Consider the following 24672-nt stretch of genomic DNA (forward strand, 5'->3'; position numbering starts at 1 on the left):
GTGGGGCCCCGTGACGAGCGGGGCCCCGCCTCTCGTACGACCCGAGGGACCGCTGAGGAGCGCGCGGATGAGTGCCGCAGACACGACCACCCCTGCCAAGGTGCCGCCCACGCGGCCGGCACCCCCACCGCCCGCCGCGCCCGGCCGGCCACGCGCGAGACGTTCGCCCGCCGGAACCCCCTGGCTGCTGCTCGCGCCCTGCCTGCTGATCCTCGCCCTGGTCATGGGCTATCCGCTGGTCCGGCTGGTCACCCTCTCCTTCCAGAAGTTCGGGCAGTCCCAGCTCTGGGGCTTCCAGCCGGCCGAGTCGGTCGGGTTCGACAACTTCGCGGGCGTGCTGGGCGACGGCGAGTTCTGGCAGGTCGTCGTCCGCACGATCGTCTTCGCGGCCGGCTGCGTGATCCTCACGATGGTCCTCGGCATGCTGATCGCCCTGCTGCTCCAGCGGGTCTCCGGCTGGGTGAAGACCCTGATCAACATCGCGCTGGTGGCCAGCTGGGGCATGCCCGTCATCGTCGCCACCACCGTCTTCAAATGGCTGTTCGACTCCGACTACGGCATCCTCAACGCGGTCCTGAGCAAGCTGCCCGGCGTCGAGCTGATCGGCCACAACTGGTTCGCGAGCGGACCGCAGGGCCTGGCCGTCATCATGCTGCTGGTGATCTGGGGTGCGGTCCCCTTCGTGGTCATCACCCTCAGCGCCGGCCTCACCCAGGTCCCGGCCGAACTGGAGGAGGCCGCCCGCCTCGACGGCGCGGGCTCCTGGGGCGTCTTCCGGTACGTCACCCTGCCCATCCTCAAGCCGATCATCGTGATGCTCACGACCCTGTCGGTCATCTGGGACATGGGCGTGTTCCCGCAGGTCTTCGTGATGCGCAACGGGCATCCCGAGGCCGAGTTCCAGCTCCTGACGACGTACTCCTACGACCGCGCGTTCGTGGTCAACGACTACGGACAGGGCTCGGCGATCGCCCTGATCACCGTGTTGCTGCTGCTCGGGGTGGTCGCCGTCTACATGCGTCAGATGCTGAAGATCGGAGAGGTCGAATGAGCAGCACGGTTTCCGCTCCGCGGCGGTCGAAACTCGGCTGGAACCTCGTCGGTCTGCTGGTCTTCGCCGTCGTCGGCTTCCCCGTCTACTGGATGCTCAACACGGCGTTCAAGCCGGCGAAGGACGCCATCGACCCGGACCCGAGCCTGCTGCCGACGGGTTTCACGCTCTCCAACTTCAGCCGCGCGCTCGACATCGCCGACTTCTGGGGCCCGGTGGGCCGCAGCCTGATCGTCTCCCTGGCGGTCGTCGTGATCGGCGTCGTCGTCGGGATGCTGGCCGCCCTCGCCATCTCCCGGTTCGCCTTCCGCGGCCGCAAGATCGTGATCGTCGGCATCCTGGCCGTCCAGATGGTCCCGCTCGTCGCCATGATCATCCCGGTCTTCCTGCTGCTGAACGACCTGGGCCAGTACGACAAGCTCACCGGCCTGATCATCACGTACCTGACCTTCATCCTCCCCTTCACGGTGTGGACGCTGCGCGGCTTCATCGTCAACATCCCCAAGGAGCTGGAGGAGGCCGCGATGGTCGACGGCTGCTCCCGCACCGGCGCCTTCGTCCGCGTCGTCTTCCCCCTCCTCGCCCCCGGCATGGTCGCCACCTCGGTCTACGGCTTCATCCAGGCCTGGAACGAGTACCTCTACGCCCTGATGCTGCTCAGCCAGAAGAACCAGACCGCGACCGTGTGGCTCGGCAACTTCACCACCAAGCACGGCACCGAGTACGCCCCGATGATGGCCGGCGCCACGATGATGGCCCTACCGATCGTCGCCCTCTTCCTCCTCGTCCAGCGCAAGATGGCCGCGGGGCTGACCGCGGGCGCCGTGAAGGGATAACGCCCCCGATGACCACATTCGCCAGCGGCACCACTGCGTCCAACAAGGACAGGCTCACGCGCGACGCCCTGACGGTCCTGCAGCCCGGCTTCCCCGGCACCACCGCCCCCGACTGGCTGCTGCGCCGGCTCGGCGAGGGCCTGGCGTCCGTGGGACTGTTCGGCAGGAACATCACCTCACCCGAACAACTCGCCGCCCTGACCGCCCAGTTGCGCGCCGAACGCGGCGACGTCCTGGTCGCGATCGACGAGGAGGGCGGAGACGTCACGCGCCTGGAGGTGCGCACCGGCTCCAGCTTCCCCGGCAACCATGCGCTGGGCGCGGTGGACGACGTCTCCCTCACGCTGGAGGTCGCCGCCGAACTGGGCCGCCGGCTCGCCGAGTGCGGGGTGAACCTCAACTGGGCCCCGTCCGCGGACGTCAACTCCAACGCCGCGAACCCGGTCATCGGCGTCCGCTCCTTCGGCGCCGACCCCGACCTGGTCGCCCGGCACACCGCCGCCTATGTCACCGGCCTGCAGTCGGCGGGCGTCGCGGCCTGCACGAAGCACTTCCCGGGCCACGGCGACACGGCGGTCGACTCCCACCACGCGCTCCCGCGCATCGACGCCGACCCGGCGGTCCTCGCGGAACGCGAACTGACCCCGTTCCGCGCGGCCATCGCCGCAGGCAGCCGCGCCGTCATGACCGCGCACATCCTGGTCCCCGCCCTGGACCCCGCCCGACCGGCGACGTTGTCCCCCCGCATCCTCACCACCCTCCTGCGCGAGGAACTCGGCTACGACGGCCTGATCGTCACCGACGGCATGGAGATGCAGGCCGTGGCCGCGACCTACGGCATCGAGCGCGGCAGCGTCCTCGCGATCGCCGCCGGCGCCGACGCCATCTGCGTGGGCGGCGGCCTCGCGGACGACGAGACCGTACGCCGCCTGCGCGACGCCCTGGTCACGGCCGTCCGCACCGGCGAACTCCCCGAACAACGCCTGGCAGAGGCGGCGGAGCGGGTCCGCGCGCTGGCCCGCTGGACGGCGACGGAGGCCAAGGCCGGCGGCGGCACCGGCCACACGCCCGACGGCGCGGCGCACGCCGGGCGCGCCGATGTCGGCCTGGTCGCCGCCCGTCGGGCCCTCCGGCTCACCGGCGGCGATGTCTTCACACCGCTCGTCGAGCCCCCGTTCGTCGCCGCGTTCACCCCGGTCGCGAACTTCGCCGTCGGGGACGAGACCCCGTGGGGCGTGGCCGCGGAACTGCTGCGACTGCTGCCGGGGACGGAGACGGCCGGCTTCGCGGGCGCGGACGCCGGGCACGCGGCGCTGGTCGCGGCGGGGGAGCGACGCATCGTCGTGGTGGTCCGCGACGAGCACCGTCACCCCTGGATGACGACCGCCCTGGACACCGTCCTGACGGCCCGCCCGGACACGATCGTCGTCGAGATGGGCGTCCCCCAGGCCCCGCCCCGAGGCGCCCTGTACATCGCCACCCACGGCGCGGCCAGGGTCTGCGGCCGCGCGGCGGCAGAGGTCATCGCGGGCGCGTAAGGCGGCTACGTCAAGACAAGGCGCCGGTTCCCCCGAAGGGAACCGGCGCCTTGTCTCGTCTCGTCTCGCCTCGTCTAGATCCCCTGCCAGTCAGGCTTGTTGGCGAAGGTGTGGCGGAAGTAGTCCGCAAACTTCAGCTTCGACGCCGCGCCCTCGTCGACGACAACCGTCGCATGCGGGTGCAGCTGCAGCGCCGAGGCCGGGCACACCGCGGCGACGGGCCCTTCGACGGTCGCCGCGACCGCGTCCGCCTTCCCCTCGCCCGTCGCGAGCAGCACCAGGTGCCGCGCCTCCAGGATCGTGCCGATGCCCTGGGTGATGACGTGGTGCGGGACCTGCTCGATGTCGCCGTCGAAGAAGCGCGCGTTGTCGACGCGGGTCTGCTCGGTCAGTGTCTTGATCCGGGTGCGCGAGGCCAGCGAGGAGCAGGGCTCGTTGAACCCGATGTGCCCGTCGGTGCCGATCCCGAGCAGTTGGAGGTCCACCCCGCCGGCCTCGGCCAGCTCACGGTCGTAGCGCTCGCAGGCGCCCTGCACGTCCTCGGCCGTGCCGTCCGGGCCGAGGAACGCCTCCAGGCCGATGCCCAGCGGCTGCAGCACCTCGCGCAGCAGCACCGAGCGGTAGGACTCGGGGTGCTCGGCGGGCAGCCCCACATATTCGTCGAGCTGGGCGATCCGCGCCCGCGCGGTGTCCACCGCGCCGGCGCGCGCCTTGGCCGCGAGCGCCTCGTAGATGGGCAGCGGGGTGGAGCCGGTGGCCACGCCGAGCAGCGCGTCCGGCTTGCGCCGCAGGAGCTGTGCCATGGCCTCGGCGATGAGCTCGCCGCCCGACCGGGCGTCCGAAACGATGACAACTTCCACGCTGGCCTGCCGTTCTCGTATCGCTGCGTATCCGATATGTGGTTTAGACCAATCTAGCAGGGCTCCCCGAAATTGCCCCTCGTATCTCACTCCGTGGAGGAACCCCTACAGGCTAGGCTGCGTTGTGGACGGTAGGGCATGGACACCTCTAGTGGTCTAGTCCACAATGGATGGTGCGGAAACAGCACAAGAACCTCCGTCTTCCCCGCACAGGAAGGCGGATCGAGGACCCGGAGCTCTCTGCCCTGACTGCCCCGGCTCCTCACCTTCGGCCTGTGGGACCGCACACCCCGCTTGGCCGATATTGCTCCGGGCTGCGGTGCCGGGAGGGCTGAGGGTCCCTCTCAGGCGCCGCGGCCCGCGGGTGTTTCCGGGCCTCTTCCCGGGCCCCTGGGCGGATCCACGCCGTTCGGCGCATTTAGGCCCCCGACAAACCCACAGGTACGCTCGCAGACGTGCCCTCCATGAACGAACTCGTACGCCAGCACACCGCACTCGACGACTCCGACCTCGAGTGGCTCCACCTGCTGGTCTCGGAGTGGCAGCTGCTCTCCGACCTGTCCTTCGCCGACCTGGTCCTGTGGGTCCCCACCCGCGACGGCACCCGCTATGTCTCCGTCGCCCAGATGCGCCCCAACACGGGCCCCACCTCCTACCAGGACGACATGGTCGGCCACCTCGTCCCGCGCGGCCGCCGCCCCCTGCTGGACGCCGCCCTGGACGAGGGCCGGATCGTCCGCGAGGGCGACCCGGAGTGGCGCGAGGAGGTCCCCGTACGGGTCGAGTCGATCCCCGTACGGCGTGAGGGCCGGGTCCTCGGCGTCATCGCCCGCAACACCAACCTGCTCACCGTGCGCACCCCGAGCCGCCTGGAACTCACCTACCTCCAGAGCGCCTCCGACCTCGCGCAGATGATCGCGGCCGGCTCCTTTCCGTTCCCCAACCAGCAGATGGACATGGACGCGGCCCCGCGCGTCGGCGACGGCCTGATCCGGGTCGACGGCGAGGGCATCGTCCAGTACGCCTCCCCGAACGCGCTGTCCGCCTACCACCGGATGGGCCTCGCCTCCGACCTGGTCGGCCAGCACCTCGGCCTGACCACCGCCGAACTCGCCCCGACCCGGGGTCCGGTGGACGAGGCGCTCGCCAAGGTCGCCAGCGGCTGGGCGCCCCGCGAGTTCGAGATCGAGGCCAAGGACGGGGTCATCCAGTTCCGGGCGATCCCGCTCAAGCCCAAGGGCACCCGCATCGGCGCACTCGTCCTGCTCCGTGACGTCACCGAACTGCGCCGCCGCGAGCGCGAGTTGATCACCAAGGACGCGACCATCCGGGAGATCCACCACCGGGTGAAGAACAACCTCCAGACGGTGGCGGCCCTGCTCCGTCTGCAGGCCCGCCGTATCGAGTCCGAGCGTGGCCGTGAGGCCCTCGAAGAGGCCGTGCGCCGGGTCGGCTCGATCGCCATCGTGCATGAGACGCTGTCCCAGAACCTGGACGAGCGGGTGGAGTTCGACGAGATCGCCGACCGGGTGCTGGCGATGGTCGCCGAGATCTCACCGGGCAAGGTCGCCGGCCGGCGCACCGGACGCTTCGGCATCCTGGACGCCGAGGTCGCCACCCCGCTGTCCATGGTCCTCACCGAGATCCTCCAGAACGCCCTGGAGCACGGCTTCCGCGAGGGCGAGACCGGCACGGTCGAGGTCTCCGCGGTCCGCGGCGGCGGCACGAAGGAGGCCCGCCTCCTCGTCACCGTCCAGGACGACGGCGTCGGCCTCCCCGAGGGCTTCGACCCGCACACCTCCGGCAACCTCGGCCTGCAGATCGTCCGGACGCTGGTGGAGGGCGAGTTGGGCGGCACGTTCGACATGGTCCCGGCGCCGGACCGCGGCACGCAGGTGATCCTGGACATCCCGGTGCGGGCGCAGAAGTAATGCGGGCAGTAATGCGGGCGCAGAAGTAAGAGGTTGGTGAGGGGGCCGGTGCACAGCAAGAAGCCCCGGACCGTTCAGGGGTCCGGGGCTCGAATGCTCGTTGCCAGCTTGTGCTGCGCATCGGGGGTACTGCGCGCTGCGGCTCGGGGGCGGGAGATGCGTACTCGCTGTACGCGCCGCCAAGCTCAGGCTTGTGGGGCGGGTGTTGTCAGGCGGTGGCCTGACGGGCCCGGTTGCGGGCGGCGCGACGCTTCATGGCACGGCGCTCGTCCTCGCTGAGACCACCCCAGACGCCGGAGTCCTGGCCGGACTCGAGCGCCCACTGCAGACACTGCTCCATAACCGGGCAGCGACGGCAGACGGCCTTGGCTTCCTCGATCTGCAGCAGCGCAGGACCGGTGTTGCCGATGGGGAAGAAGAGCTCGGGGTCTTCCTCGCGGCAAACGGCGTTGTGACGCCAGTCCATGGCTGCTACCTCTCCTTGGTATTACGTGCAGGTTGCTTGTGAATGTGAACGCTTTCACGAATCCCTCAACAAGTGAAGGGCCAACCCGCCAGCATGACTGGCGTGGTCCTGTGTGTTTGAAGAGGGGTTCCGGTGATCAGTGGATGCCGGTGTTGCGGGCTGTCCCGATCGCCACGTAGAGACTCGCAAACCTCAGCGGCGGATACAACCCCTACCGGAAAGTTTTTTTTGATTCCTCGGTGTCGACTAGGTCACAGCCGTACTTCCATGGGGTGGATCCTGGCCTAAACGTTCGAGTGAAAGGACTTCAGCCCTTTCTGCTCACACAATCACACGCAGTGCACGGCGTACGCCTGTGAACGTCACGCTGGTTCGCAGCCCCAGGTGGTCGCCGTCCATCTGGAGGGGCAACGGGACCTTCGAATGCAAGGTGAACTGGTCCAGGTCGTGCAGCGAGACGGCATGCCTGCCGTGCGGTCCCCGTTCGGGGGACGAAGTGAGCATCTGGGTGCCATATCGGGCAACCGCGACGGTGGACAGACGGCTGAGACCGAGTACGTCGAGCCCTGTATCGAACGAGGCCTTAGGTGACGCGTACACCGGGCGATTGCCCAGATAGGTCCACGGAGCCGTGTTGCAGACTATGGACAGCACCAAATCGGTCACCGGCTCCTCACCCGCCCGCTCCAGGGTGATCGACCCGTGCCGGCGCTGTGATTCGCCCAACAATTGGCGGACGGCCTGGCGGAGGTAAAGAGCGTGTGTGGATTTTCTGCCGCGCTCCCGCTGCTGCTCCACCCGGCCCACCACTCCGGCGTCGAAGCCGAGCCCGGCGTTGAAGGTGAACCAGCGCGAGGGCACCGCCTCGTCCTCCGTGCCGGGCGTGCCCGAGGCCAGACCGAGCCCGACCGTGCGCTCGCTGTTCTCACGCAGGGCGTCCAGTAGGGCGCCGGTGGCCTCCACCGGATCGTTGGGCAGACCCAGGGCGCGTGCGAAGACATTGGTGGAACCGCCGGGGACCACCGCGAGGCCGGGCAGATTGTCCGGATCCGGGCCGGCGTGCAGAAGGCCGTTGACGACCTCGTTCACCGTGCCGTCGCCGCCGAGGGCGACCACCAGGTCGACGTTTCCGCTGTCCGCGGCCTGCCGGCCCAGGTCACGTGCATGACCGCGGTACTCGGTGGTGACCGCCTCGAGCTTCATCTCGCTCGCGAGCGCGTGGATGAGGACGTCGCGCGTCCGTGCACTCGTAGTGGTTGCCGCCGGATTGACCACGAGAAGTGCACGCATGAGTTGCAGCGTACCTACTGGGTGGTACCGGGCACAGGCCGAGGTGGGGATCGGGTAAGACATCACGGAGTGAGCCTCGACACGAGCGCCGTGCACCCGCGCGTGGGCGGCCCGAGGTCCGGCGGCGGGTGCGGGCTACCCTTCAGGGGTGAGCAGTGAGCAGACCCCCGCCGCCCCCGAATCCGCAGAACCCCGCCCGCGCCGGCTGACGTACGCCGCCGCGCTCGTCGCCCTGGAGGGGCTGGCGCTGGTCGTCGGCGGGGTGTGGATGCTCGCCCTGGGGATCACCGGTGAACCGGACGACCGTCAGCAGGCCGTCACCGGCGGGATCACGCTGTTCGTGCTCGCGCTGCTGCCGCTGCTGGCCGCCCGTGGGCTGCTGGGGCTGCGCGGCTGGAGCCGGGGGCCGGCCGTCATCACACAGATCATGGCGCTGCCGGTGGCCTACAACCTGCTGCAGGCCGACAGCATGGCGATCCCGGCGGGCATCGCGCTCGCGGCCGCGGCCGTCGCCTCGCTCGTGCTGCTCGTCAACGGTGAGACGACGCGGGCCCTCGGGATCCGGGGGCCCGGCCGCACATCGGAGTGAGCGCTGCGCTTCGGCTGCTTCTCGACCACTCCTCGGCTACTCCTCGACGAGGAGCTTCTCCCGCAGCTGGGCCAGCGTGCGCGCCAGCAGCCGGGAGACGTGCATCTGCGAGATGCCGACCTCCTGCGCGATCTGCGACTGGGTCATGTTGCCGAAGAAGCGCAGCAGCAGGATCCGCTTCTCGCGCGGCGGGAGATCCTCCAGGAGCGGCTTGAGCGACTCCCGGTACTCGACGCCCTCCAGCGCTTCGTCCTCCGCGCCGAGGGTGTCGGCGACCGCGGGCGACTCGTCGTCGGTGTCGGGGACGTCCAGGGACAGGGTGGAGTACGCGTTGGCGGACTCCAGGCCCTCCAGGACCTCCTCCTCCGAGATCGCCAGTTTCTCGGCGAGCTCGTGGACCGTGGGGGAGCGGCCGTGCTGCTGAGACAGCTCGGCCGTCGCCGTGGTCAGCGCCAGGCGTAGCTCCTGGAGCCTGCGCGGCACCCGCACCGCCCAGCCCTTGTCGCGGAAGTGCCGCTTGATCTCGCCGACGACCGTCGGGGTCGCGTACGTGGAGAACTCCACGCCCCGCTCCGGGTCGAAGCGGTCGACCGACTTGATCAGGCCGATGGTGGCGACCTGGGTCAGGTCGTCCAGCGGCTCGCCGCGGTTGCGGAAGCGGCGCGCGAGGTGCTCGACCAGCGGCAGATGCATCCGGACCAGCTGGTTGCGCATCTCCGCGTACTCGGGACTGCCGTCCTTCAGTCCGCGCAGCTCGACGAACATCGCCCGTGCCCCGCTGCGGTCCCCCGGTGCGGGGGGCGCCGGGGTTGCCGGTGGTGCCGGTGGGGGTGGTGGTTCGTGCTGCGTGCCCGGCACGCTCTGTTCGCCGTCTCGCTCGTGCTCGCTCATCGTCCCGCCCGTCGCCCTCTGTCGAGCCCTCGCCTCTGCTCGGCCTGGGGGCGAGCCCCCGTTACGCCTCTCCGGAAGCGAGCCCTGCACGGCGCCTTCCGGCAGCTCCGTCCGTACGGAGGCCGAGTCGTCCTCCGGATGCGGCCGGGCCTGCTCGGGGATGCCGTCGACACCGTCCGCCATACGTCGGGAACCGTCCGGAGAGGCTGGAATCTCGGCGTTCCCGGCCGGCAGCTCCCGTGTGCCGCGCTCTTCGTCCCGCACCGGCCCGTCCCCGTTCCTCACGCCGGCCCGGGTCCCGCGCCGCGTTGTTTGTAGAGGCTGATCGTCACGGTCTTGTCCTCGTCGACGGCGGAGGACACCTTGCCCGCGAGGGCGGACAGGACGGTCCAGGCGAAGGTGTCGCGCGAGGGGGCGTGTCCGTCCGTGGTCGGCGCCGAGACGGTGACCTCGAGCGAGTCGTCGACGAGTCGGAACACGCAACTGAGAACCGAGCCGGGCACGGCCTGCTGGAGCAGGATCGCGCAGGCCTCGTCCACCGCGATGCGCAGGTCCTCGATCTCGTCCAGGGTGAAGTCCAAACGGGCTGCGAGGCCGGCCGTGGCCGTCCGCAGCACCGACAGGTAGGCACCCGCAGCCGGCAGCCGGACTTCCACGAAGTCCTGGGTCGCGGGCTCGCCTGCGATCTGGGACACCCTCACCTCCAAGGTGGTACAAGCTTTTCGGGGCCGAGGGTCGCCCCCCGGGGTAACGCGTGTGTGGTGCAGCGGTGACGCTATCGCGCTCTCAAGTTTCCTGTTCCCGGGACCCCAACCCCCTGGTCGTCACTCACAGTAAAGCTGTGAACACGCTCCGTGTCTAGAGGTCTGCGGGCCCAAATGGGAAGAGGGCGCGCCGGGTTGACGTACCCAGGCGTCAGATGGTCGAACCGTACCCGCCGGACGGCCAAGGCGTCTCATGAGTTCAACGGTCGCACCACCTCAGAAGTTCACGCGAGCACGGTCAAACCAGGACGTGGTCGACGAAGCACCAGCGCCAGTTCTCGCCGGGCTCGAAGGTGCGCATCACAGGATGGTCGGACTCCTTGTGGTGCTCCGTGGCGTGCCGGCTCGGCGAGGAGTCGCAGCAGCCGACGTGGCCGCACGTCAGGCACAGCCGCAGTTGCACCGGGTGGGTGCCGTCTCGCAGACACTCCAGACACGTCTCGCTCAGCGGGACGGGTTCGGGGTGGGGCAGCGCGTCGGAGTGCGTGCACTGTTTCATGATTGCCAGATTACGACGCGCGTGCGGACGACCGCGCGAAAAACGAGGGCGGGGGAGACATGGACGTGATGCCACTGCTGCTGCTGGTGGCCGGCAGCGCCGCGATCGCGGCGGCCGCCCGGCGCACGCCGGTGCCCGCGCCGCTGCTGCTGGTGGCGGTCGGCCTGGTGGTGTCGTACGTGCCCGGGGTCCCGGACTACACCCTGGACCCGGACGTCGTCCTGCCGCTGCTGCTGCCGCCGCTGCTCTACACGTCGGCCACCGACAGCTCCTACCTGGACCTGCGTGCCCAGATGCGACCGGTGGCCCTGCTGTCGGTCGGCTACGTGCTCTTCGCGACCTTCGCCGTCGGCTGGGCCGCCTACCTGCTCGTTCCGGGGCTGCCGCTGACGGCGGCGCTGGTGCTCGGCGCGGTGGTGGCGCCGCCGGACGCCGTCGCGGCCACGGCGGTCGCGCGCCGGGTCGGCCTGCCCTCCCGGATCACCACGATCCTTCAGGGCGAGTCCCTGCTGAACGACGCCACCGCGATCACCGCCTACAAGGTGGCCCTCGCGGTGGTGGTCGGCGAGGGCGCTTCCTGGGCCGGCGGCATCGAGGAGTTCCTGGTGGCGTCGGTCGGCGGGACCGCCGTCGGCCTGATCCTGATGGCTCCGCTGCACTGGCTGCGCACCCACCTCAAGGAGCCCCTGCTCCAGAACACGCTCTCCCTGCTGATCCCCTTCGTCGCGTACGCGGCGGCCGAGCAGTTCCACGCCTCCGGCGTCATCGCGGTGGTCGTCGTCGCGCTCTACCTCGGCCACCGCGCGTGGGAGGTCGACTTCGCGACCCGCCTCCAGGAGGAGGCGGTGTGGAAGATGGTCGCCTTCGTCCTGGAGTCGGCGGTCTTCGCGCTGATCGGCCTGCAGCTCCCGGTCGTCCTGAAGGGCCTCGGCGACTACGAGGGAGCGGACGCCGCCTGGTACGCCGTCGCCCTCTTCCTCGTGGCCGTCGTGGTGCGCTTCCTGTGGGTGTACCCGGCGACCTTCCTGCCCCGACTGTCCGCACGCGTGCGTGCACGGGAGGCGAACCCGACCTGGCGGGGGCCGATCGTGATCGGCTGGGCCGGCATGCGGGGCGTGGTCTCGCTCGCCATCGCCTTCTCCATCCCGCTCACCGTGGACGACGGCGAAGCGCCCTTCCCGTACCGCAACCTCATCCTCTTCCTCACCTTCACGACGGTCATCGGCACCCTGGTGGTGCAGGGCCTGACCCTGCCCCCGCTGATCCGTCTGCTGAAGTTCCCCGAGCCCGACCCGCAGGCCGCGACCCTCGCCGAGGCCAACGCCCAGGCGCAGGCCTCCCGGGTCGCCGAGGAGCGCCTGGACGCCCTCCTCGCCGACGAGCGCAACACCCTGCCACCACCCCTCGCCGACCGGCTGCACAGCGTCCTGGAACGCCGCCGCAACGCCGTCTGGGAGCGGCTCGGCCAGGTCAACCCGATCACCGGCGAGACCGTCGACGACACCTACCGTCGCCTCTCGCGCGAGATGATCAGCGCCGAGCGCGAGATGTTCGTCCGGCTGCGCGACGGCCGCTACATCGACGACGAGATGCTCCGCACCCTGCTGCGCCGACTGGACCTGGAGGAGGCGGCGGCCTACCGGGAGACGACGTGAGCGGCGCTCACGCGGTGCGGCCCACCGAGGCTCACGCGGTGAACGGCGAGCCCGTCACGACGGCCGCGAGGCGGGTGCCGGGCGGGAAGGCGCCCTCCTCGGCCAGGGAGACAAGGGCGTAGAGCGACTTGGCGACATAGAGACGTTCGACGGGGATGCCGTGCCGTCGCTCGAAGTCCGCCGCGAAGGCCTCCAGCTCGGGGGTGACGCGGGCGTATCCGCCGAAGTGGAAGCGCTCGTCGAGCCGCCACTCGCCCCGCCGGCCCCCGAACGCCTCCTCCTGGAGCGCCTGTATCTCCGCGCCCAGGAAACCGCCCCTGAGGACCGGGATGCCCAGCGCCCGCTGGTCGGGGGCGAGGCCGGCGGCCAGGCCCGCGAGCGTGCCGCCGGTGCCGCAGGCGAGGGCGACCACGTCCGCGTGGCCGCGCAGCTCCGCGCCGAGCGCCCGGCAGCCGCGGACCGCCGCCGCGTTGCTGCCGCCCTCGGGGACGACGTACGCGTCCGCCGCGTCGGCCGCGGCCGACAGTCTCGCCAGCACGTCCGGCTCGGCCTTGCGGCGGTACGTCGAACGGTCCACGAAACGCAGTCGCATACCGTCGGCCGCGCAGCGGGCCAGCGACGGGTTCAGCGGCCGGTCGGCCAGCTCGTCGCCGCGCACCACGCCCACCGTGGGCAGCCCCAGGAGCCGGCCGGCGGCGGCCGTGGCCCGCAGATGGTTGGAGTAGGCGCCGCCGAAGGTGAGGAGCGTCCGCCCCGCCGCCCGTTCCAGGTTGGGCGCGAGCTTGCGCCACTTGTTGCCGATCAGCTCCGGATGGATCAGGTCGTCCCGCTTCAGCAGCAACCGCACGCCGTGCCGCCCGAACCGGTCGTCGGCCACTTCCTGGAGGGGGGAGGGGAGGCGGGGGCGCAGGTCGGTCACCCGCTCATTGTCGAACACCGTTCGGGGAAACGTGTCTCTTCCCTGCCCCGCGGTGATCCATTCCCGCTCTTTCGGGTAATAGCACGAGCACACTCCGTGATGGAAGGGTTGCCCGGGTGAAGTGCACTGGCGCAGTTCGGCGCCCGTGCATGATTTGGGAGGCAACCTTCATGTCGGTAGGCGAAGAGGTCCGCACGGATTCGGGCAAGCCGCAGCAGAGTCTCGGCACCGCAGCCGCGCGGAACCTGGCCACCACCACCAAGTCCGCACCGCAGATGCAGGAGATCAGCTCCCGCTGGCTGCTGCGGACTCTGCCCTGGGTGGATGTGCAGGGCGGTACTTACCGGGTCAACAGGCGTCTGACGTACGCGGTGGGCGACGGCCGCATCACGTTCGTCAAGACCGGCGACCGGGTCGAGGTCATCCCGGCCGAGCTGGGCGAACTGCCCGCGCTGCGCTCCTACGAGGACGAGGAGGTGCTCGCCGAGCTCGCCCAGCGCTGCCGGCAGCGGGAGTTCGGCCCCGGCGAGATCATCGCCTCCTTCGGCAGTCAGAGCGACGAGGTCTACCTGCTGGCGCACGGCCGCGTGGAGAAGGTCGGCAGCGGCCCCTACGGCGACGACCAGGTGCTCGGAGTCCTCGCCGACGGCGCCTACTTCGGCGACCAGGCGCTGCTCGACCCGGACGCCATCTGGGAGTACACCGCCCGCGCGGACACCGCCTGCACGGTGCTGATGCTGGCCAGGCAGGACGTCGAGCAGGTCGCGGAGCGCGCCGACTCCCTGCGTGAGCACCTCCGGCAGCTGCGTGCGATCCCCGAGCAGCGCACCAACAAGTACGGCGAGAAGGAAGTGGACCTCGCCGCGGGCCACGCGGGCGAGCCGGACATCCCGCACACCTTCGTGGACTACGACGCCCGGCCGCGCGAGTACGAACTGAGCATCGCCCAGACCGTCCTGCGCATCCACTCGCGCGTGGCCGACCTCTACAACAAGCCGATGAACCAGACCGAGCAGCAGTTGCGGCTGACGGTCGAGGCGCTCAAGGAGCGCCAGGAGCACGAGCTCGTCAACAACCGGGAGTTCGGGCTGCTGCACAACTGCGAGTACGACCAGCGGATCCAGCCGCACGACGGCGTGCCCAGCCCGGACGACCTGGACGAACTGCTGTGCCGGCGGCGCGGCACCAAGATGCTGCTCGCCCACCCGCGCGCGATCTCCGCGATCGGCCGTGAGCTGAACAAGCGCGGGCTCGTCCCCGAGACGATCGACGTCGGCGGGAACCGGATCCCCACCTGGCGCGGGGTGCCGATCTACCCGTGCAACAAGATCCCCGTCACCGAGGCCCGCACCAGCTCGATCATCGCGATGCGTCTGGGCGAGCAGGACCAGGGCGTCATCGGCCTGCGCCAGTCCAACATCCCGGACGAGATCGAGCCCAGCCTGTCCGTGCGGTTCATGGGCATCAACGAACAGGCCGTCATCAACTACCTGGTCACGGCCTACTACTCGGCCGCGGTCCTCGTGCCGGACGCGCTGGGCGTCCTGGAGAACGTCGAGATCGGCCGCTGGCGGTGACCTTCGCCACCAGGCGGACGCAGGTCAGGGGCGGGGCGCGCGAAAGGCGGAGGTCCATCGGGAGTCAGGGCGGCAGCGGTCCGGGGCCGGTCGACGGGCACGAGGCGGCGGCGATCCTGGAGGGGTCCCGGGCGTCGGTCGACCCCGAACTGCGGGCGGCGATCGACTCGTTGCCCGGTTCGATGCGCCGCATCGCGCTCTACCACTTCGGCTGGGAGCACGCCGACGGCACTCCGGCGGCGGGCAACGCGGGCAAGGCGATCCGGCCGGCCCTCGTGCTCGCCGCGGCCACCGCGCTCGGCGGCCCGGCGGCCCGTGCGGCGGCCGTCCGGGCTGCCGCGGCGGTCGAACTGGTCCACAACTTCACGCTGTTGCACGACGACGTGATGGACCGGGACGCCACCCGCCGGCACCGCCCCACCGCCTGGACGGTGTTCGGCGACGCCGACGCGATCCTCGCCGGGGACGCCCTGCAGGCCCTCGCGCTGGGTCTGCTCGCCGGGGATCCGCACCCCGCGTCCTCGCAGGCCGTCGGCCGGGTCGCCGCCTGTGTGGTCGAACTCTGCGCCGGCCAGCAGGCGGACACGGCCATGGAGAGACGCGGCCCCGCCGAGATCACCCTCGACGAGGTGCTCGCCATGGCCGAGGCCAAGACCGGCGCGCTGCTCGGCTGCGCCTGCGCGGTGGGCGCGCTGTACGCCGGGGCGGCCGAGGAGGACGTCGACGCGTTGGACGCGTTCGGCCGGGAGGCCGGGCTCGCCTTCCAGCTCATCGACGACGTCATCGGGATATGGGGCGACCCGCGGCACACCGGCAAGCCGGCCGGTGCGGACCTCGCCGCCCGTAAGAAGTCCCTGCCGGTGGTCGCCGCGCTGACCTCGGGCACCCCGGCGGCCGGGGAACTGGCCGAACTGTACGCGGCGCCCTACGAACCGGCCGACCTGGACCGCACCACGCTGGCCGTGGAGCGGGCCGGCGGCCGCGAGTGGGCCCAGGAGCAGGCGGCCGACCGCATGTCCCGCGCCATGCACGAACTGGCCCGGGCGATCCCGGACCCGGAATCCGCGGGCGGCCTGCTCTCCTTGGCAGAGTTCGTGACCCGACGCAGCAACTAGCCCGTCAACTGGCCCGTCTCGGTGATCGGCGGTCGCCGGCTCCGCGCGGTCGTCGGGGCGGTCCCTCGGGGGCGGGTCCGGTGGGTCCCGCGCATCCCCACGGTGGGCGGGGCCCGCCTCTGGCCGCCGCTGCCCACGGACCGGCCCGTTCAGGGGGCCTGCGGCAGTTCCGAGGCTTCCGGCACCACCGTCGCCACGATCCGCTCGACCAGGCCCTCCGGGACGGAGACTCCCGGCAGGGCGCCGTCCAGGACGTCGGGCAGCGTCAGGTGCTCCAGGATCAGGCCGAGCATCGCCAGGTACAGCACGACGACGGTCTCGTCGCCGCCCGGCAGACCCGCCTCGCGGTGGAAGTCCATGCCCTGCTGGAGGTCGCCGCGCACCGACGTGGTGAAGGAGGCGCGCAGTTCGGGGCGCCGGGTCGCTTCGAGGCGCATCTCCAGCAGGGCCAGATAGCCCGTCCGGTCGCGGGCGGCGCGGGTCATCAGGTCGTGCATGAACGCCGTGACCAGCGAGCGGTCCCGCGGCCCGGTCAGCAGCCCGCCGAACACCTCGGGGTCGGGCGCCAGCCGTACATGCAGTCGGGCGTCGATCTGCCGCAGCAGGTCGTCACGTCCGGTGAAGTAGTTGGAGGCGGTGCCCACCGGCACCCCCGCCGCCGCGTCCACCGCGCGGAAGGTCAGCCCCCGCGCCCCTTCGTGTGCGAGCACCTCGACCCCGGCGTCCACCAGGGACGCCCGGCGCTCCGGATTTCCGGCCATGCGGAACCCACTCCCTCACTTGGCTCGGTTTCCCGAAACGCCGGGAAACCTGGAAACCCCCTTGCAACCACTACAACCGAAGTACTACAACTGGAGTGGTTCAAGCGCAGCCTACGGAAAGAGCCCTACTTGCGAAAGCTCACGTACTTCGTCGCCTGCTCCCTCGACGGCTTCATCGGGGACGAGACCGGGGACGGCTCCGCGATGATCTCCTTCGTCGACGAGGAGTTCCTCGACTTCCTCAAGACGGAGTATCCGGAGACCCTGCCCACCCACGGCCGCCGCCCGCTCGGCATCGACGACCTGGCCAACCGGCGGTTCGACACGATCATCCAGGGCCGGGCCAGCTACGACATCGCGCTGAAGGAGGGCGTCACCAGCCCGTACGCCCATCTGCGCCAGTACGTCGCCTCGCGCACCCTCGCCGAGTCGCCCGACCCGGACGTCGAGATCGTCGCGGACGATCTGCTCGGCAAGGTCCGCGAGCTGAAGGCCGAGGACAGCGGCCTCGACATCTACCTGTGCGGCGGCTCCCGCATCGCGGGCGAGCTGTTCGACGAGATCGACGAGCTCGTCATCAAGTCGTACCCGATCGTCTACGGCACCGGCATGCCCATGTTCGGCGCCCGCTTCGACATCGCCCGCTTCGCTTTCGGCGGCCTGCGCACCTTCGGCAACGGCGCGGTGGTGCGGACGTACTCCAGGGAGCGCTGAGGGGTAGCGGCGCACGACAGGGGGCGCTCGTGCCCGGCCCGGCCTACCCTGAGGAGATGGACAGGGAACAACGCGTCTGTCCCACCTGTGGACAGCCCGTGCAGTCCGTCATCCAGCGGTACAAGACGCTGGGGGCGTGGGTCCCGCGCTGGGTGCCGGGGCCGTGTCACAACCCGAAGTGCGACGCGCATGTGGGGCCGGACGCCGAGCCGCTGGAGCAGGATCCCGACCCGCACACCGCCCCGGCCTCCTGACATTCGGCCCCCGCACGGCCGCCCGCGCGGCTACCGTGACGCCATGGGGAGCAGTCGGCGTCGGATGTGGCGGTGGGCCGTCGGAGCGTGGCTGGCGGCCGTGGTCGTCGCGGGCGGTCTGACGCTGTGGCTGCAGGACTCCGCCGAACCCCCGGCGCGGCAGCCGCAGGGCGGGTCCGCGCCCGGCGAGTCCGCGGCGCCGCTGCTGCACATGGACGCCGACGATCTGGACGTCAACCCGTGCCCGAGCCCGGGCGGTGAGGGGTCGTCGACCGACGACGGGGTCATCTGCGTGTACGTGACGGGCCCGTAGCCGTCACGAAGCCTGCCGCGGCAGCCCGCCGGTCTCCGCGTCGCGCCCGGTCAGGCAGTACAGGCCGCCGGCCGGGTCGCGCATCACCGTCCAGTGGGGATGGCGGGCGACGAGTTCCGCGCCGAGCCGCTCGTGCCGGACCCGCACGGCGTCGACGTCCGGTCCGCAGGCCAGGTCGAGATGGGCGGCGGCCGCACCTCCGTCCTCGGGCCGTTCCTCGTCGAGCCGCTGGAGCAGGATGCGGACCGGAAGGCCGGACGGCGGTTCGACCACGTGGAACTCGGGCCGGGACCCCGGCCGGGCCGACCAGTCGGGCAGCAGGCCGCTCCAGAAGGCGACTTCGGCGTCGTACGCCGACGGCGGGAGGTCGACGCACACCTGGTCCAGGCGGCTGTCGGCCACCACGGGCGGCCGCACCGACTCCCCGTGCCACGGCACCACGCAGAACGCCAGTCCGGCGGGGGAGCGCAGCACGGCCCATCCCTCGTGGGCGGCGGCCGTCTCCGCCCCCAGCTTGCGCGACGCCTCGACGAACGCGGGGACATCCGCGACGGCGAAGTCGAGATGCGCGCCGCCGTCGCCGCCCGCGACCCCCTGGACCTTCACACAGGCGTCGGCGCCCTCCGCCAACAGGGTGACGAACTCCCCGTCCTCGCCCCGGAGGTCGGAGAGCGAGGTGTCCGTGACGGCGGTCCAGAACGCGCAGGCCCGCTCGAAGAGCGCGGCGGGCCGGTCGACGAAGGCGTACGTCCAGCGGACGGGGGTGTGGGCGGGAGCGCGGGCGGGGGTGTGGGCGGTCATGGCGCGATCGTAGGCGGCGCCGGTCGTCACACGTCCTTGCGTTCCATGAACCGCAGCAGGTTTCCGGCCGGGTCCCGGAAGGCGCAGTCGCGCACTCCGTACGGCTGGTCGGTCGGCTCCTGGAGCACCTCGACGCCGGCCTCCTGCACACGCGCGTGCAGCGCGTCGCAGTCGGCGGTGGAGAAGATGACCCCGCGCAGCATGCCCTTGGCGAGCAGCCGGGCCAGCGCGTCCTTGTCGGCGGGGGAGGCGTCGGGGTCGGCGCCCGGGGGTTCCAGCACGATGCTGACGTCCGGCTGGAGCGGCGAGCCGAGGGTCACCCAGCGCATCCCCTCGAAGCCGACGTCGCCCCGGACCTCGAGCCCGAGGACGTCGCGATAGAAGTACAGAGCCTTGTCGTGGTCGTCGACGGCGATGAAGCACTGGTGCAGTCTCAGGTCCATGGTGTCCAGCCTTAGGAGCGTCGGGGGAGCTTCGGGCGGGTGAACTTACGAGCGACGCACGGCGGGATCACCGCGCTCGGCTCGTGCGACCGCGCCCGGTACGCGCTCGGAGTCTCGCCGACGAGTTGGGTGAAGCGGGAGCTGAACGAGCCGAGCGAGGTGCAGCCGACCGCGAGGCAGACCTCCGTCACGCTCAGGTCCCCGCGGCGCAGCAGGGCCTTGGCGCGCTCGACCCGGCGGGTCATCAGATAGCCGTAGGGCGTCTCGCCGTAGGCCTCGCGGAAGCTGCGCTGGAAGTGTCCCGAGGACATCAGCGCCGTGCGCGCGAGCGCGGCGACGTCGAGCGGTTCGGCGTACTCACGATCCATGCGGTCACGCGCCTGCCGCAGCCTCACCAGGTCCTCCCGTTCCATCAGGCCAGGATTGCACGATCCTCACCCCACGGGCGCGGGGACCTGGAACAGCCTTTGCCTGCAGTTCGCCTCCCGTACGGAAGCGCTTGTTCCCATGAGGCAATGGACCACATCACGTTCCTCGTGGCGGTCGTCATCCTCACCTCCGCCCACCTCGGCTTCGCCCTGTCCACCACACAGGTGGCCTCCGGCAGCAGCCTCGGCGCGGGCCTGGGCAGGCGGCCGGCGGAGGTGCGGTGGGGCGTCGCGGGACGCATGGTGATCGCATGGCCGGTCACGCTGCCCGCCGCCGCGCTGGTCGGCACTGAGATCCGAGACCGGGAGCAAGGATGACCATGCCGCCTCTGCTGTCCGAGTCGACCGACCTGACGGTCGACTACACCGACGCCGACGACCCCGTACTCGTGCGGCCGGACGGAAGCCCGATCGACACCTGGCGGGAGAACTATCCGTACGCGCACCGCATGGAGCGCAAAGAATACGACTGGCACAAGAGGCTCCAGCAGATCGAGCTGCTGAAGCTGCAGCGCTGGATCAAGGAGACCGGGCGCCGGCTCGTCATCGTCTTCGAGGGGCGGGACGCGGCCGGCAAGGGCGGCACCATCAAGCGCTTCACGGAGCACCTCAACCCGCGCGGCGCACGGGTCGTGGCGCTGGAGAAGCCGACCGAGCGCGAGCGCGGGCAGTGGTACTTCCAGCGCTATGTCCAGCATCTGCCGACGGCGGGCGAGATCGTGCTGTTCGACCGCTCCTGGTACAACCGGGCGGGTGTGGAGCGGGTCATGGGCTTCTGCTCGGACGACGAGTACCGGCGCTTCATGCGCCAGGCGCAGATGTTCGAGCGGATGCTCGTGGACGACGGCGTCGACCTGCTGAAGTTCTGGTTCTCCGTCTCGCAGGGCGAACAGCGCACCCGCTTCACCATCCGTCAGGTCGACCCCGTACGGCAGTGGAAGCTCAGCCCCATGGACCTGGCCTCCCTCGACCGCTGGGACGACTACACCGCCGCGAAGGTCGCCATGTTCCGGGAGACGGACACCGAGCACGCGCCCTGGACCGTGGTCAAGAGCAACGACAAGAAGCGGGCCCGCGTCGAGGCCATGCGCAGCGTGCTCGCCCGTTTCGACTACACGGACAAGGACGACGAGGTCGTCGGCACCCCCGACCCGCGCGTGGTGGGCGCGGCGGCCGGCCTGCTGGAGGTCGGCGAGGACGACCCGGCCGACGGAGGCGACGCCACGACTGCCTGAGAACGCGGGTGCCCGAGTGCCCGGGCGCCTGTCGGCCCGCCTGAGTACGCGTACTCAGGCGGGCTGCGTCGCTCGGCCCTGGCCCGGTCGGTCCGTGCTCCGCACGATGGAGTGCTTTCCGTGCCGAGTCGGTTGCTCGAGAGGTGCCCATGGGCCGTGATCTGCAGTTGCGCGTTGCCACTCCGGAGGATTTCGAGTGGATCCACGAACTACGTCACCGGGTGTACGCGGCGGAGCTGGGCCAGCATCCGCCGAATCCGGCCGGGCGGCTTCGCGACGGACTGGACGACGGCGGCAACGTCTACCTGGTCGCGGCGCGAGGGCCGGCCCGTATCGGCTTCGTCAGCCTGACCCCGCCCTGGTCGGGGCGGTACGCGCTGGACAAGTACCTGACCCGTGACGAACTGCCGCTGCTGACCGACGACGACCCGTTCGAGGTACGCATCCTCACCGTCGAGCCGCGCTGGCGGGCCACCGCGGCGGCGCCCCTGCTGATGTACGCGGCGCTGCGCTGGATCGCCGCCCGGGGCGGTCGCCGGGTGGTGGCGATGGGGCGCGCCGAGCTGCTCGACATGTACCTGGCCGTCGGCCTGTGCCCGGTCGGCCGCACGGTCCACAGCGGTGCGGTGACGTTCGAGGTGCTGACCGGCGAGGTGATCGAGCTGACGAGGCGCGCGAGGGAACGGTACGGGGCCGCGCTGGAGCGGCTGCGGTCCGCCGTGGACTGGCGGCTGGACATGGCGTTCGCACCCCGGCCGGACGGCTGCGAACACGGCGGCGCCTCGTTCACCGCCATCGGCACGGACTTCCGCACCCTGCACCGGCGCGAGCAGGTCGTCGCGGCCGATGTGCTGGACGCCTGGTTCCCGCCGGCCCCCGGGGTGCGGGCGGCGCTCGCGGAAGACCCGGCCTGGGCCGCCCGGACCTCGCCGCCGTCCGGCGCCGAGGGCCTGCTGGCGGAGATCGCCACGGCCCGGGCGCTGCCCATGGAGACCCTCGCCGTCGGCGCGGGCTCGTCCGACCTGATCTTCAGGGCGTTCGGCCAGTGGCTGACCCCGGGGAGCCGGGTACTGCTGACCGACCCGTGCTACGGCGAGTACGCCCATGTCACGGAGCGGGTGATCGGCTGCCGGGTGGACCGGTTCCGGCTGCGCCGCGAGGACGGCTGGCGGATCGACCCCGACCGGCTGTCCGCCGCGGTCGGGTCCGGCCGCTACGACCTCGTGGTGGTGGTCAACCCGAACAACCCGACCGGACGCCACGCGCCGGCCGCGGAGCTGCGCTCGGCGATCGCCGCCGCGCCGGCCGGCACCCGCTGGTGGATCGACGAGGCGTACCTGGGATACGTCGACCTGGCCGAGTCGCTCGCCGAGCTGGCCGCGACGGACCCGCGGGTGATCGTCTGCACGTCGCTGTCCAAGATGTACGCGCTGTCCGGCCTGCGGGCCGCCTACCTGGTGGCCGAGCCGAGCACCGCGGCAGAGCTACGTCGACGGACCCCGCCCTGGCCGGTCAGCCTCCCGGCGCAGCTGGCCGCCGTGGCGGCCCTGCGCGACCCGGAGCACTACCGCGACCGCTGGCGTCGCACGCATGAGCTGCGTCGTCAACTGGCCACGGCCCTGGCCGGGTCGGACGAGAACCTGGCGGTCGAGGAGTCCGTGGCGAACTTCCTCACCGTGACCCTGCCCCCGGACGGGCCGAGCGCGGCCGAACTGGTGGCCGAGTGCCGCCGCCACGACGTGTACCTGCGCGACCTGTCGCCGTTGTCGCCCCGGTACCAGGGGCGCACCGTGCGGATCGCGGTCAGGGACACCGCCGAGAACGCGCGCATCGTGGCCGCGTGGGGGGCGGCGCTGGAGGCGCTGCGGTCGGGGTTGCGCTCGGGGCAGGCGTCGCGCGTCGAGACGCCTGCCGCCGTCGGATCCGTTTGATGGTCACTGTCGCATCGCTGGCGCCCTACCTCGGTGGGGCGTTGGTGCTCGGCGGCATCGCGGTGGCGGTGTCCCGGCGTCGTGAGCTGATGGTCCGGTGGTGCGCGTGGGCGGTCGGAGTGCCGTTGGTCACCGGTGCGTTCTGGTGGGGTCGGCCCGGTGCGGCGGCTGTCGCCGGCGCCGTCGGGGTGATCGCGGTGATGGAGTTCGGCGGGCTGATGCGGCTGGGCCGGGCGGACCGGCTGGTGCTGGCCGCGGCGGTGGTCGGCGTGGTGCTGACGGCCTGGGCGGCGCCCGGAGAGGTGTTCCGGGCGGTCGGGATCGGGGCGCTCGCGGTGGCCGCGGTGCCGTTGCTGGCCGGCGACGCCGACCACGGCCTGCGCCGACTCGGCGCAGGGCTGCTCGGGCTGGCCTGGCTCAGCGTGTCGGCCGCGCTGGTGCCGCTCGGGGCGAGCGCCCTGGCGCTGTTCGCGGCGGTCTCGATCGCCGACATCGCGGCGTACTTCGCCGGTCGAAGGCTCGGCGGGCCGCGTCTGTCGCCGCTGTCGCCGGCCAAGCGGTGGAGCGGGACGCTGGCCGGGGCCGCGGCGGGTCTGGCCACGCTCGCCGTGCTGTCCGCGCTGAGCTGGCCGACGGCCGTCGCGGTGGCGGTCGGCGGCCCGGCCGGGGACCTGCTCGAATCCATGGTCAAGAGAGGTGCGCAGGCCAAGGACGCCGGGCGCTGGCTGCCCGGCTCGGGCGGTCTGCTGGACAGGATCGACTCGCTGCTCGTGGCACTGGCCGTCGTGCTCGTCCTGAACTGAGCCCGCTTCCTGAACCTCCCATGCGGGGATGAGTAGGCGTACTCATCCCCGTTCGAGGCCCCTGGTTCACCGTGGAGATCACGAACCGGACCGACCCGAACCCGAAGGAACCCAGATGCCGAACGCCTCCCGCCCGCACCGCCTGCCGCGTCGGCTCTTCGCGCTTGCCACGGACAACCGGCTCGCCCGGGGCTATCTGGCGGCCTTCGCTGCCTCCGTCCTGGTCGTGTTCCTCTTCCCGGACAGCGACCTCGCCCAGAGCTCCATGATGCTCACGGCGCCCCTCTCCTTCCTGGGCGTGGTCCTGCCCTTCGGCCCCGGCACCGAGGGCGGCGGGGCGGTCGAGGCGTCGGCCGTCGTTCTCTGGGCGGTCTGGCTCGGCCTGTGCGCCCTCGTGAACGCCGCCGTGCTCGGCGCCCTCGCCGCGGGCTCCAGGAACGCCGCATCGCCCGGCACGCGTACCCCGGCGCGCTCGACGAGCACCGGCCGGCGAAGGACTCGGGACCTCCTGGCGCCGGCGGTGGACAACTGGCTCGCGCGCGGCTACCTCGCCGTGGTCGCGGCGGCACTGGGCTTCTTCCTGGTCGCCGTCTACGCGCTGCCGGACCCGGGATTCGCCGGCATCTGGCCGCTGATGTCCACGGCGCCGTTCAGCTTCCTCGCCCTGGTGGCGGTCCCCACGGAGGACTCCGCGCTCGCCTGGCTGAACCCGCTGACCTTCTCCGCGGGCGTGGCCCTGTGCGGGCTGTTCAACGCCGTGCTGCTCGGCCACCTCGCCCGCCGACTGCGGGTGCGGGAAGCGCGTACGGCGGCCTGAGCGAGACGCCGGACCGGCGGCCGGGGGAGGGCGGTGAAGTGGCGCCGTCGGGCGGACAAGACCGCACCCGGACCGGGCGGACAAGACCGCACCCGGACCGGACGGACAAGACCGCACCCGGACCCTCTGGACGCCGAGTTCGGCGGCCTGCGGGCCCGGGTGCGGGCTGTGGAGCTGGTGGAGCAGGTGCT

Annotated in this window: 26 protein-coding genes and 1 pseudogene; 16 read left to right on the forward strand and 11 right to left on the reverse strand. The window is 71.4% G+C overall.

What is annotated here, in order from left to right:
* Window positions 1–67: 67 nt before the first annotated feature.
* Genes ABZ725_RS03985 through ABZ725_RS03995 form a run of 3 tightly spaced genes read left to right on the forward strand, consistent with a single transcriptional unit; the run spans window position 68 to window position 3425 of the window.
* Window positions 68–1051: a sugar ABC transporter permease gene (locus ABZ725_RS03985; RefSeq protein ID WP_358801168.1), complete on the forward strand. Its 984-nt coding sequence runs from the start codon at window positions 68–70 to the stop codon at window positions 1049–1051.
* Entirely contained in the window at window positions 1048–1887 is an 840-nt protein-coding gene (locus tag ABZ725_RS03990; RefSeq protein WP_351903246.1) for a carbohydrate ABC transporter permease, read from the forward strand. Before ABZ725_RS03985 ends, ABZ725_RS03990 begins: the two co-directional genes overlap by 4 nt.
* Before the next feature lie 8 nt (window positions 1888–1895).
* Entirely contained in the window at window positions 1896–3425 is a 1530-nt protein-coding gene (locus tag ABZ725_RS03995; protein WP_358801169.1) for a glycoside hydrolase family 3 protein, read from the forward strand.
* 74 nt (window positions 3426–3499) lie between these two features.
* On the opposite strand, the gene nagB is transcribed toward ABZ725_RS03995, so the two are convergent.
* Window positions 3500–4285, reverse strand: a complete 786-nt coding sequence (gene nagB / locus ABZ725_RS04000; RefSeq protein WP_351903252.1) for a glucosamine-6-phosphate deaminase — start codon at window positions 4283–4285, stop codon at window positions 3500–3502.
* Between the two features lie 455 nt (window positions 4286–4740).
* Between nagB and ABZ725_RS04005 the strand changes: the two genes are divergently transcribed.
* A complete protein-coding gene (locus ABZ725_RS04005; RefSeq protein ID WP_351903255.1) occupies window positions 4741–6216 on the forward strand; it encodes a PAS domain-containing sensor histidine kinase in 1476 nt (491 codons plus the stop codon).
* A 208-nt stretch (window positions 6217–6424) separates the two neighbouring features.
* Here ABZ725_RS04005 and ABZ725_RS04010 read toward each other — a convergent pair whose 3' ends face one another.
* The gene (locus ABZ725_RS04010; protein ID WP_006380970.1) at window positions 6425–6682 is read right to left on the reverse strand and encodes a WhiB family transcriptional regulator; all 258 of its coding nucleotides are present in this window, start codon (window positions 6680–6682) and stop codon (window positions 6425–6427) included.
* 321 nt (window positions 6683–7003) lie between these two features.
* On the reverse strand, window positions 7004–7972 hold the full coding sequence (locus ABZ725_RS04015) for a diacylglycerol kinase family protein (protein ID WP_351903578.1): 969 nt from the start codon (window positions 7970–7972) through the stop codon (window positions 7004–7006).
* A gap of 148 nt (window positions 7973–8120) precedes the next feature.
* Here ABZ725_RS04015 and ABZ725_RS04020 point away from each other — a divergent pair, with 148 nt between their 5' ends.
* Window positions 8121–8561 (forward strand): hypothetical protein, encoded by a 441-nt coding sequence (locus ABZ725_RS04020; protein ID WP_358801170.1) that lies wholly within the window; start codon window positions 8121–8123, stop codon window positions 8559–8561.
* A gap of 36 nt (window positions 8562–8597) precedes the next feature.
* Here ABZ725_RS04020 and ABZ725_RS04025 read toward each other — a convergent pair whose 3' ends face one another.
* From ABZ725_RS04025 to ABZ725_RS04035, 3 genes are all read right to left on the reverse strand, one after another.
* Window positions 8598–9737: an RNA polymerase sigma factor SigF gene (locus ABZ725_RS04025; protein ID WP_358801171.1), complete on the reverse strand. Its 1140-nt coding sequence runs from the start codon at window positions 9735–9737 to the stop codon at window positions 8598–8600.
* A complete protein-coding gene (locus tag ABZ725_RS04030) occupies window positions 9734–10147 on the reverse strand; it encodes an anti-sigma regulatory factor (RefSeq protein WP_020130755.1) in 414 nt (137 codons plus the stop codon). The genes ABZ725_RS04025 and ABZ725_RS04030 overlap by 4 nt, the downstream gene beginning before the upstream one ends.
* 307 nt (window positions 10148–10454) lie before the next feature.
* Window positions 10455–10715, reverse strand: a complete 261-nt coding sequence (locus ABZ725_RS04035; RefSeq protein ID WP_358801172.1) for a UBP-type zinc finger domain-containing protein — start codon at window positions 10713–10715, stop codon at window positions 10455–10457.
* A 59-nt stretch (window positions 10716–10774) separates the two neighbouring features.
* Between ABZ725_RS04035 and ABZ725_RS04040 the strand changes: the two genes are divergently transcribed.
* Window positions 10775–12370, forward strand: a complete 1596-nt coding sequence (locus tag ABZ725_RS04040) for a Na+/H+ antiporter (protein WP_358801173.1) — start codon at window positions 10775–10777, stop codon at window positions 12368–12370.
* Between the two features lie 31 nt (window positions 12371–12401).
* Here ABZ725_RS04040 and ABZ725_RS04045 read toward each other — a convergent pair whose 3' ends face one another.
* Window positions 12402–13289, reverse strand: coding sequence for a pyridoxal-phosphate dependent enzyme (locus ABZ725_RS04045; protein ID WP_358801174.1), 888 nt, complete (start codon window positions 13287–13289; stop codon window positions 12402–12404).
* A 170-nt stretch (window positions 13290–13459) separates the two neighbouring features.
* Here ABZ725_RS04045 and ABZ725_RS04050 point away from each other — a divergent pair, with 170 nt between their 5' ends.
* Window positions 13460–14866, forward strand: a complete 1407-nt coding sequence (locus ABZ725_RS04050) for a family 2B encapsulin nanocompartment shell protein (protein ID WP_358801175.1) — start codon at window positions 13460–13462, stop codon at window positions 14864–14866.
* A gap of 56 nt (window positions 14867–14922) precedes the next feature.
* Window positions 14923–15981 (forward strand): family 2 encapsulin nanocompartment cargo protein polyprenyl transferase, encoded by a 1059-nt coding sequence (locus ABZ725_RS04055; protein WP_358801375.1) that lies wholly within the window; start codon window positions 14923–14925, stop codon window positions 15979–15981.
* A 149-nt stretch (window positions 15982–16130) separates the two neighbouring features.
* Here the strand turns inward: ABZ725_RS04055 and ABZ725_RS04060 are convergent, their stop codons facing one another.
* On the reverse strand, window positions 16131–16742 hold the full coding sequence (locus tag ABZ725_RS04060; protein WP_358801176.1) for a TetR family transcriptional regulator: 612 nt from the start codon (window positions 16740–16742) through the stop codon (window positions 16131–16133).
* Window positions 16743–16871: 129 nt separating this feature from the next.
* On the opposite strand from ABZ725_RS04060, the gene ABZ725_RS04065 reads away from it, so the two are divergent.
* Genes ABZ725_RS04065 through ABZ725_RS04075 form a run of 3 tightly spaced genes read left to right on the forward strand, consistent with a single transcriptional unit; the run spans window position 16872 to window position 18023 of the window.
* Window positions 16872–17456 carry a dihydrofolate reductase family protein gene (locus tag ABZ725_RS04065; protein WP_358801177.1) on the forward strand — a complete coding sequence of 195 codons (585 nt, stop codon included), beginning with the start codon at window positions 16872–16874 and terminating at the stop codon, window positions 17454–17456.
* Between the two features lie 56 nt (window positions 17457–17512).
* Complete coding sequence (locus ABZ725_RS04070) at window positions 17513–17710, forward strand: hypothetical protein (RefSeq protein WP_351903280.1); 198 nt, start codon at window positions 17513–17515, stop codon at window positions 17708–17710.
* A gap of 43 nt (window positions 17711–17753) precedes the next feature.
* A complete protein-coding gene (locus tag ABZ725_RS04075; RefSeq protein ID WP_358801178.1) occupies window positions 17754–18023 on the forward strand; it encodes a hypothetical protein in 270 nt (89 codons plus the stop codon).
* Between the two features lie 3 nt (window positions 18024–18026).
* On the opposite strand, the gene ABZ725_RS04080 is transcribed toward ABZ725_RS04075, so the two are convergent.
* From ABZ725_RS04080 to ABZ725_RS04090, 3 genes are read right to left on the reverse strand one after another with little or no spacing between them, the layout of a single operon-like run.
* Window positions 18027–18824, reverse strand: coding sequence for a VOC family protein (locus tag ABZ725_RS04080; RefSeq protein WP_358801179.1), 798 nt, complete (start codon window positions 18822–18824; stop codon window positions 18027–18029).
* Between the two features lie 26 nt (window positions 18825–18850).
* Entirely contained in the window at window positions 18851–19267 is a 417-nt protein-coding gene (locus tag ABZ725_RS04085; RefSeq protein WP_358801180.1) for a VOC family protein, read from the reverse strand.
* An 11-nt stretch (window positions 19268–19278) separates the two neighbouring features.
* On the reverse strand, window positions 19279–19680 hold the full coding sequence (locus ABZ725_RS04090) for a helix-turn-helix transcriptional regulator (protein ID WP_351903292.1): 402 nt from the start codon (window positions 19678–19680) through the stop codon (window positions 19279–19281).
* Window positions 19681–19806: 126 nt separating this feature from the next.
* Here ABZ725_RS04090 and ABZ725_RS04095 point away from each other — a divergent pair.
* The 5 genes and pseudogenes from ABZ725_RS04095 to ABZ725_RS04115 all read left to right on the forward strand — a co-directional run.
* Window positions 19807–19983, forward strand: a pseudogene (locus ABZ725_RS04095) (inorganic phosphate transporter); the annotation flags it as partial.
* A 32-nt stretch (window positions 19984–20015) separates the two neighbouring features.
* On the forward strand, window positions 20016–20930 hold the full coding sequence (ppk2, locus tag ABZ725_RS04100) for a polyphosphate kinase 2 (RefSeq protein ID WP_351903584.1): 915 nt from the start codon (window positions 20016–20018) through the stop codon (window positions 20928–20930).
* Window positions 20931–21079: 149 nt separating this feature from the next.
* A complete protein-coding gene (locus ABZ725_RS04105; RefSeq protein WP_358801181.1) occupies window positions 21080–22861 on the forward strand; it encodes a histidinol-phosphate transaminase in 1782 nt (593 codons plus the stop codon).
* Complete coding sequence (locus tag ABZ725_RS04110) at window positions 22861–23664, forward strand: phosphatidate cytidylyltransferase (RefSeq protein ID WP_358801182.1); 804 nt, start codon at window positions 22861–22863, stop codon at window positions 23662–23664. The genes ABZ725_RS04105 and ABZ725_RS04110 overlap by 1 nt, the downstream gene beginning before the upstream one ends.
* A 115-nt stretch (window positions 23665–23779) precedes the next feature.
* A complete protein-coding gene (locus ABZ725_RS04115) occupies window positions 23780–24481 on the forward strand; it encodes a hypothetical protein (protein WP_358801183.1) in 702 nt (233 codons plus the stop codon).
* Window positions 24482–24672 lie beyond the last annotated feature (191 nt).

The sequence above is a fragment of the Streptomyces sp. NPDC006872 genome (genome assembly GCF_040635845.1).
Classification (GTDB): Bacteria; Actinomycetota; Actinomycetes; order Streptomycetales; family Streptomycetaceae; genus Streptomyces.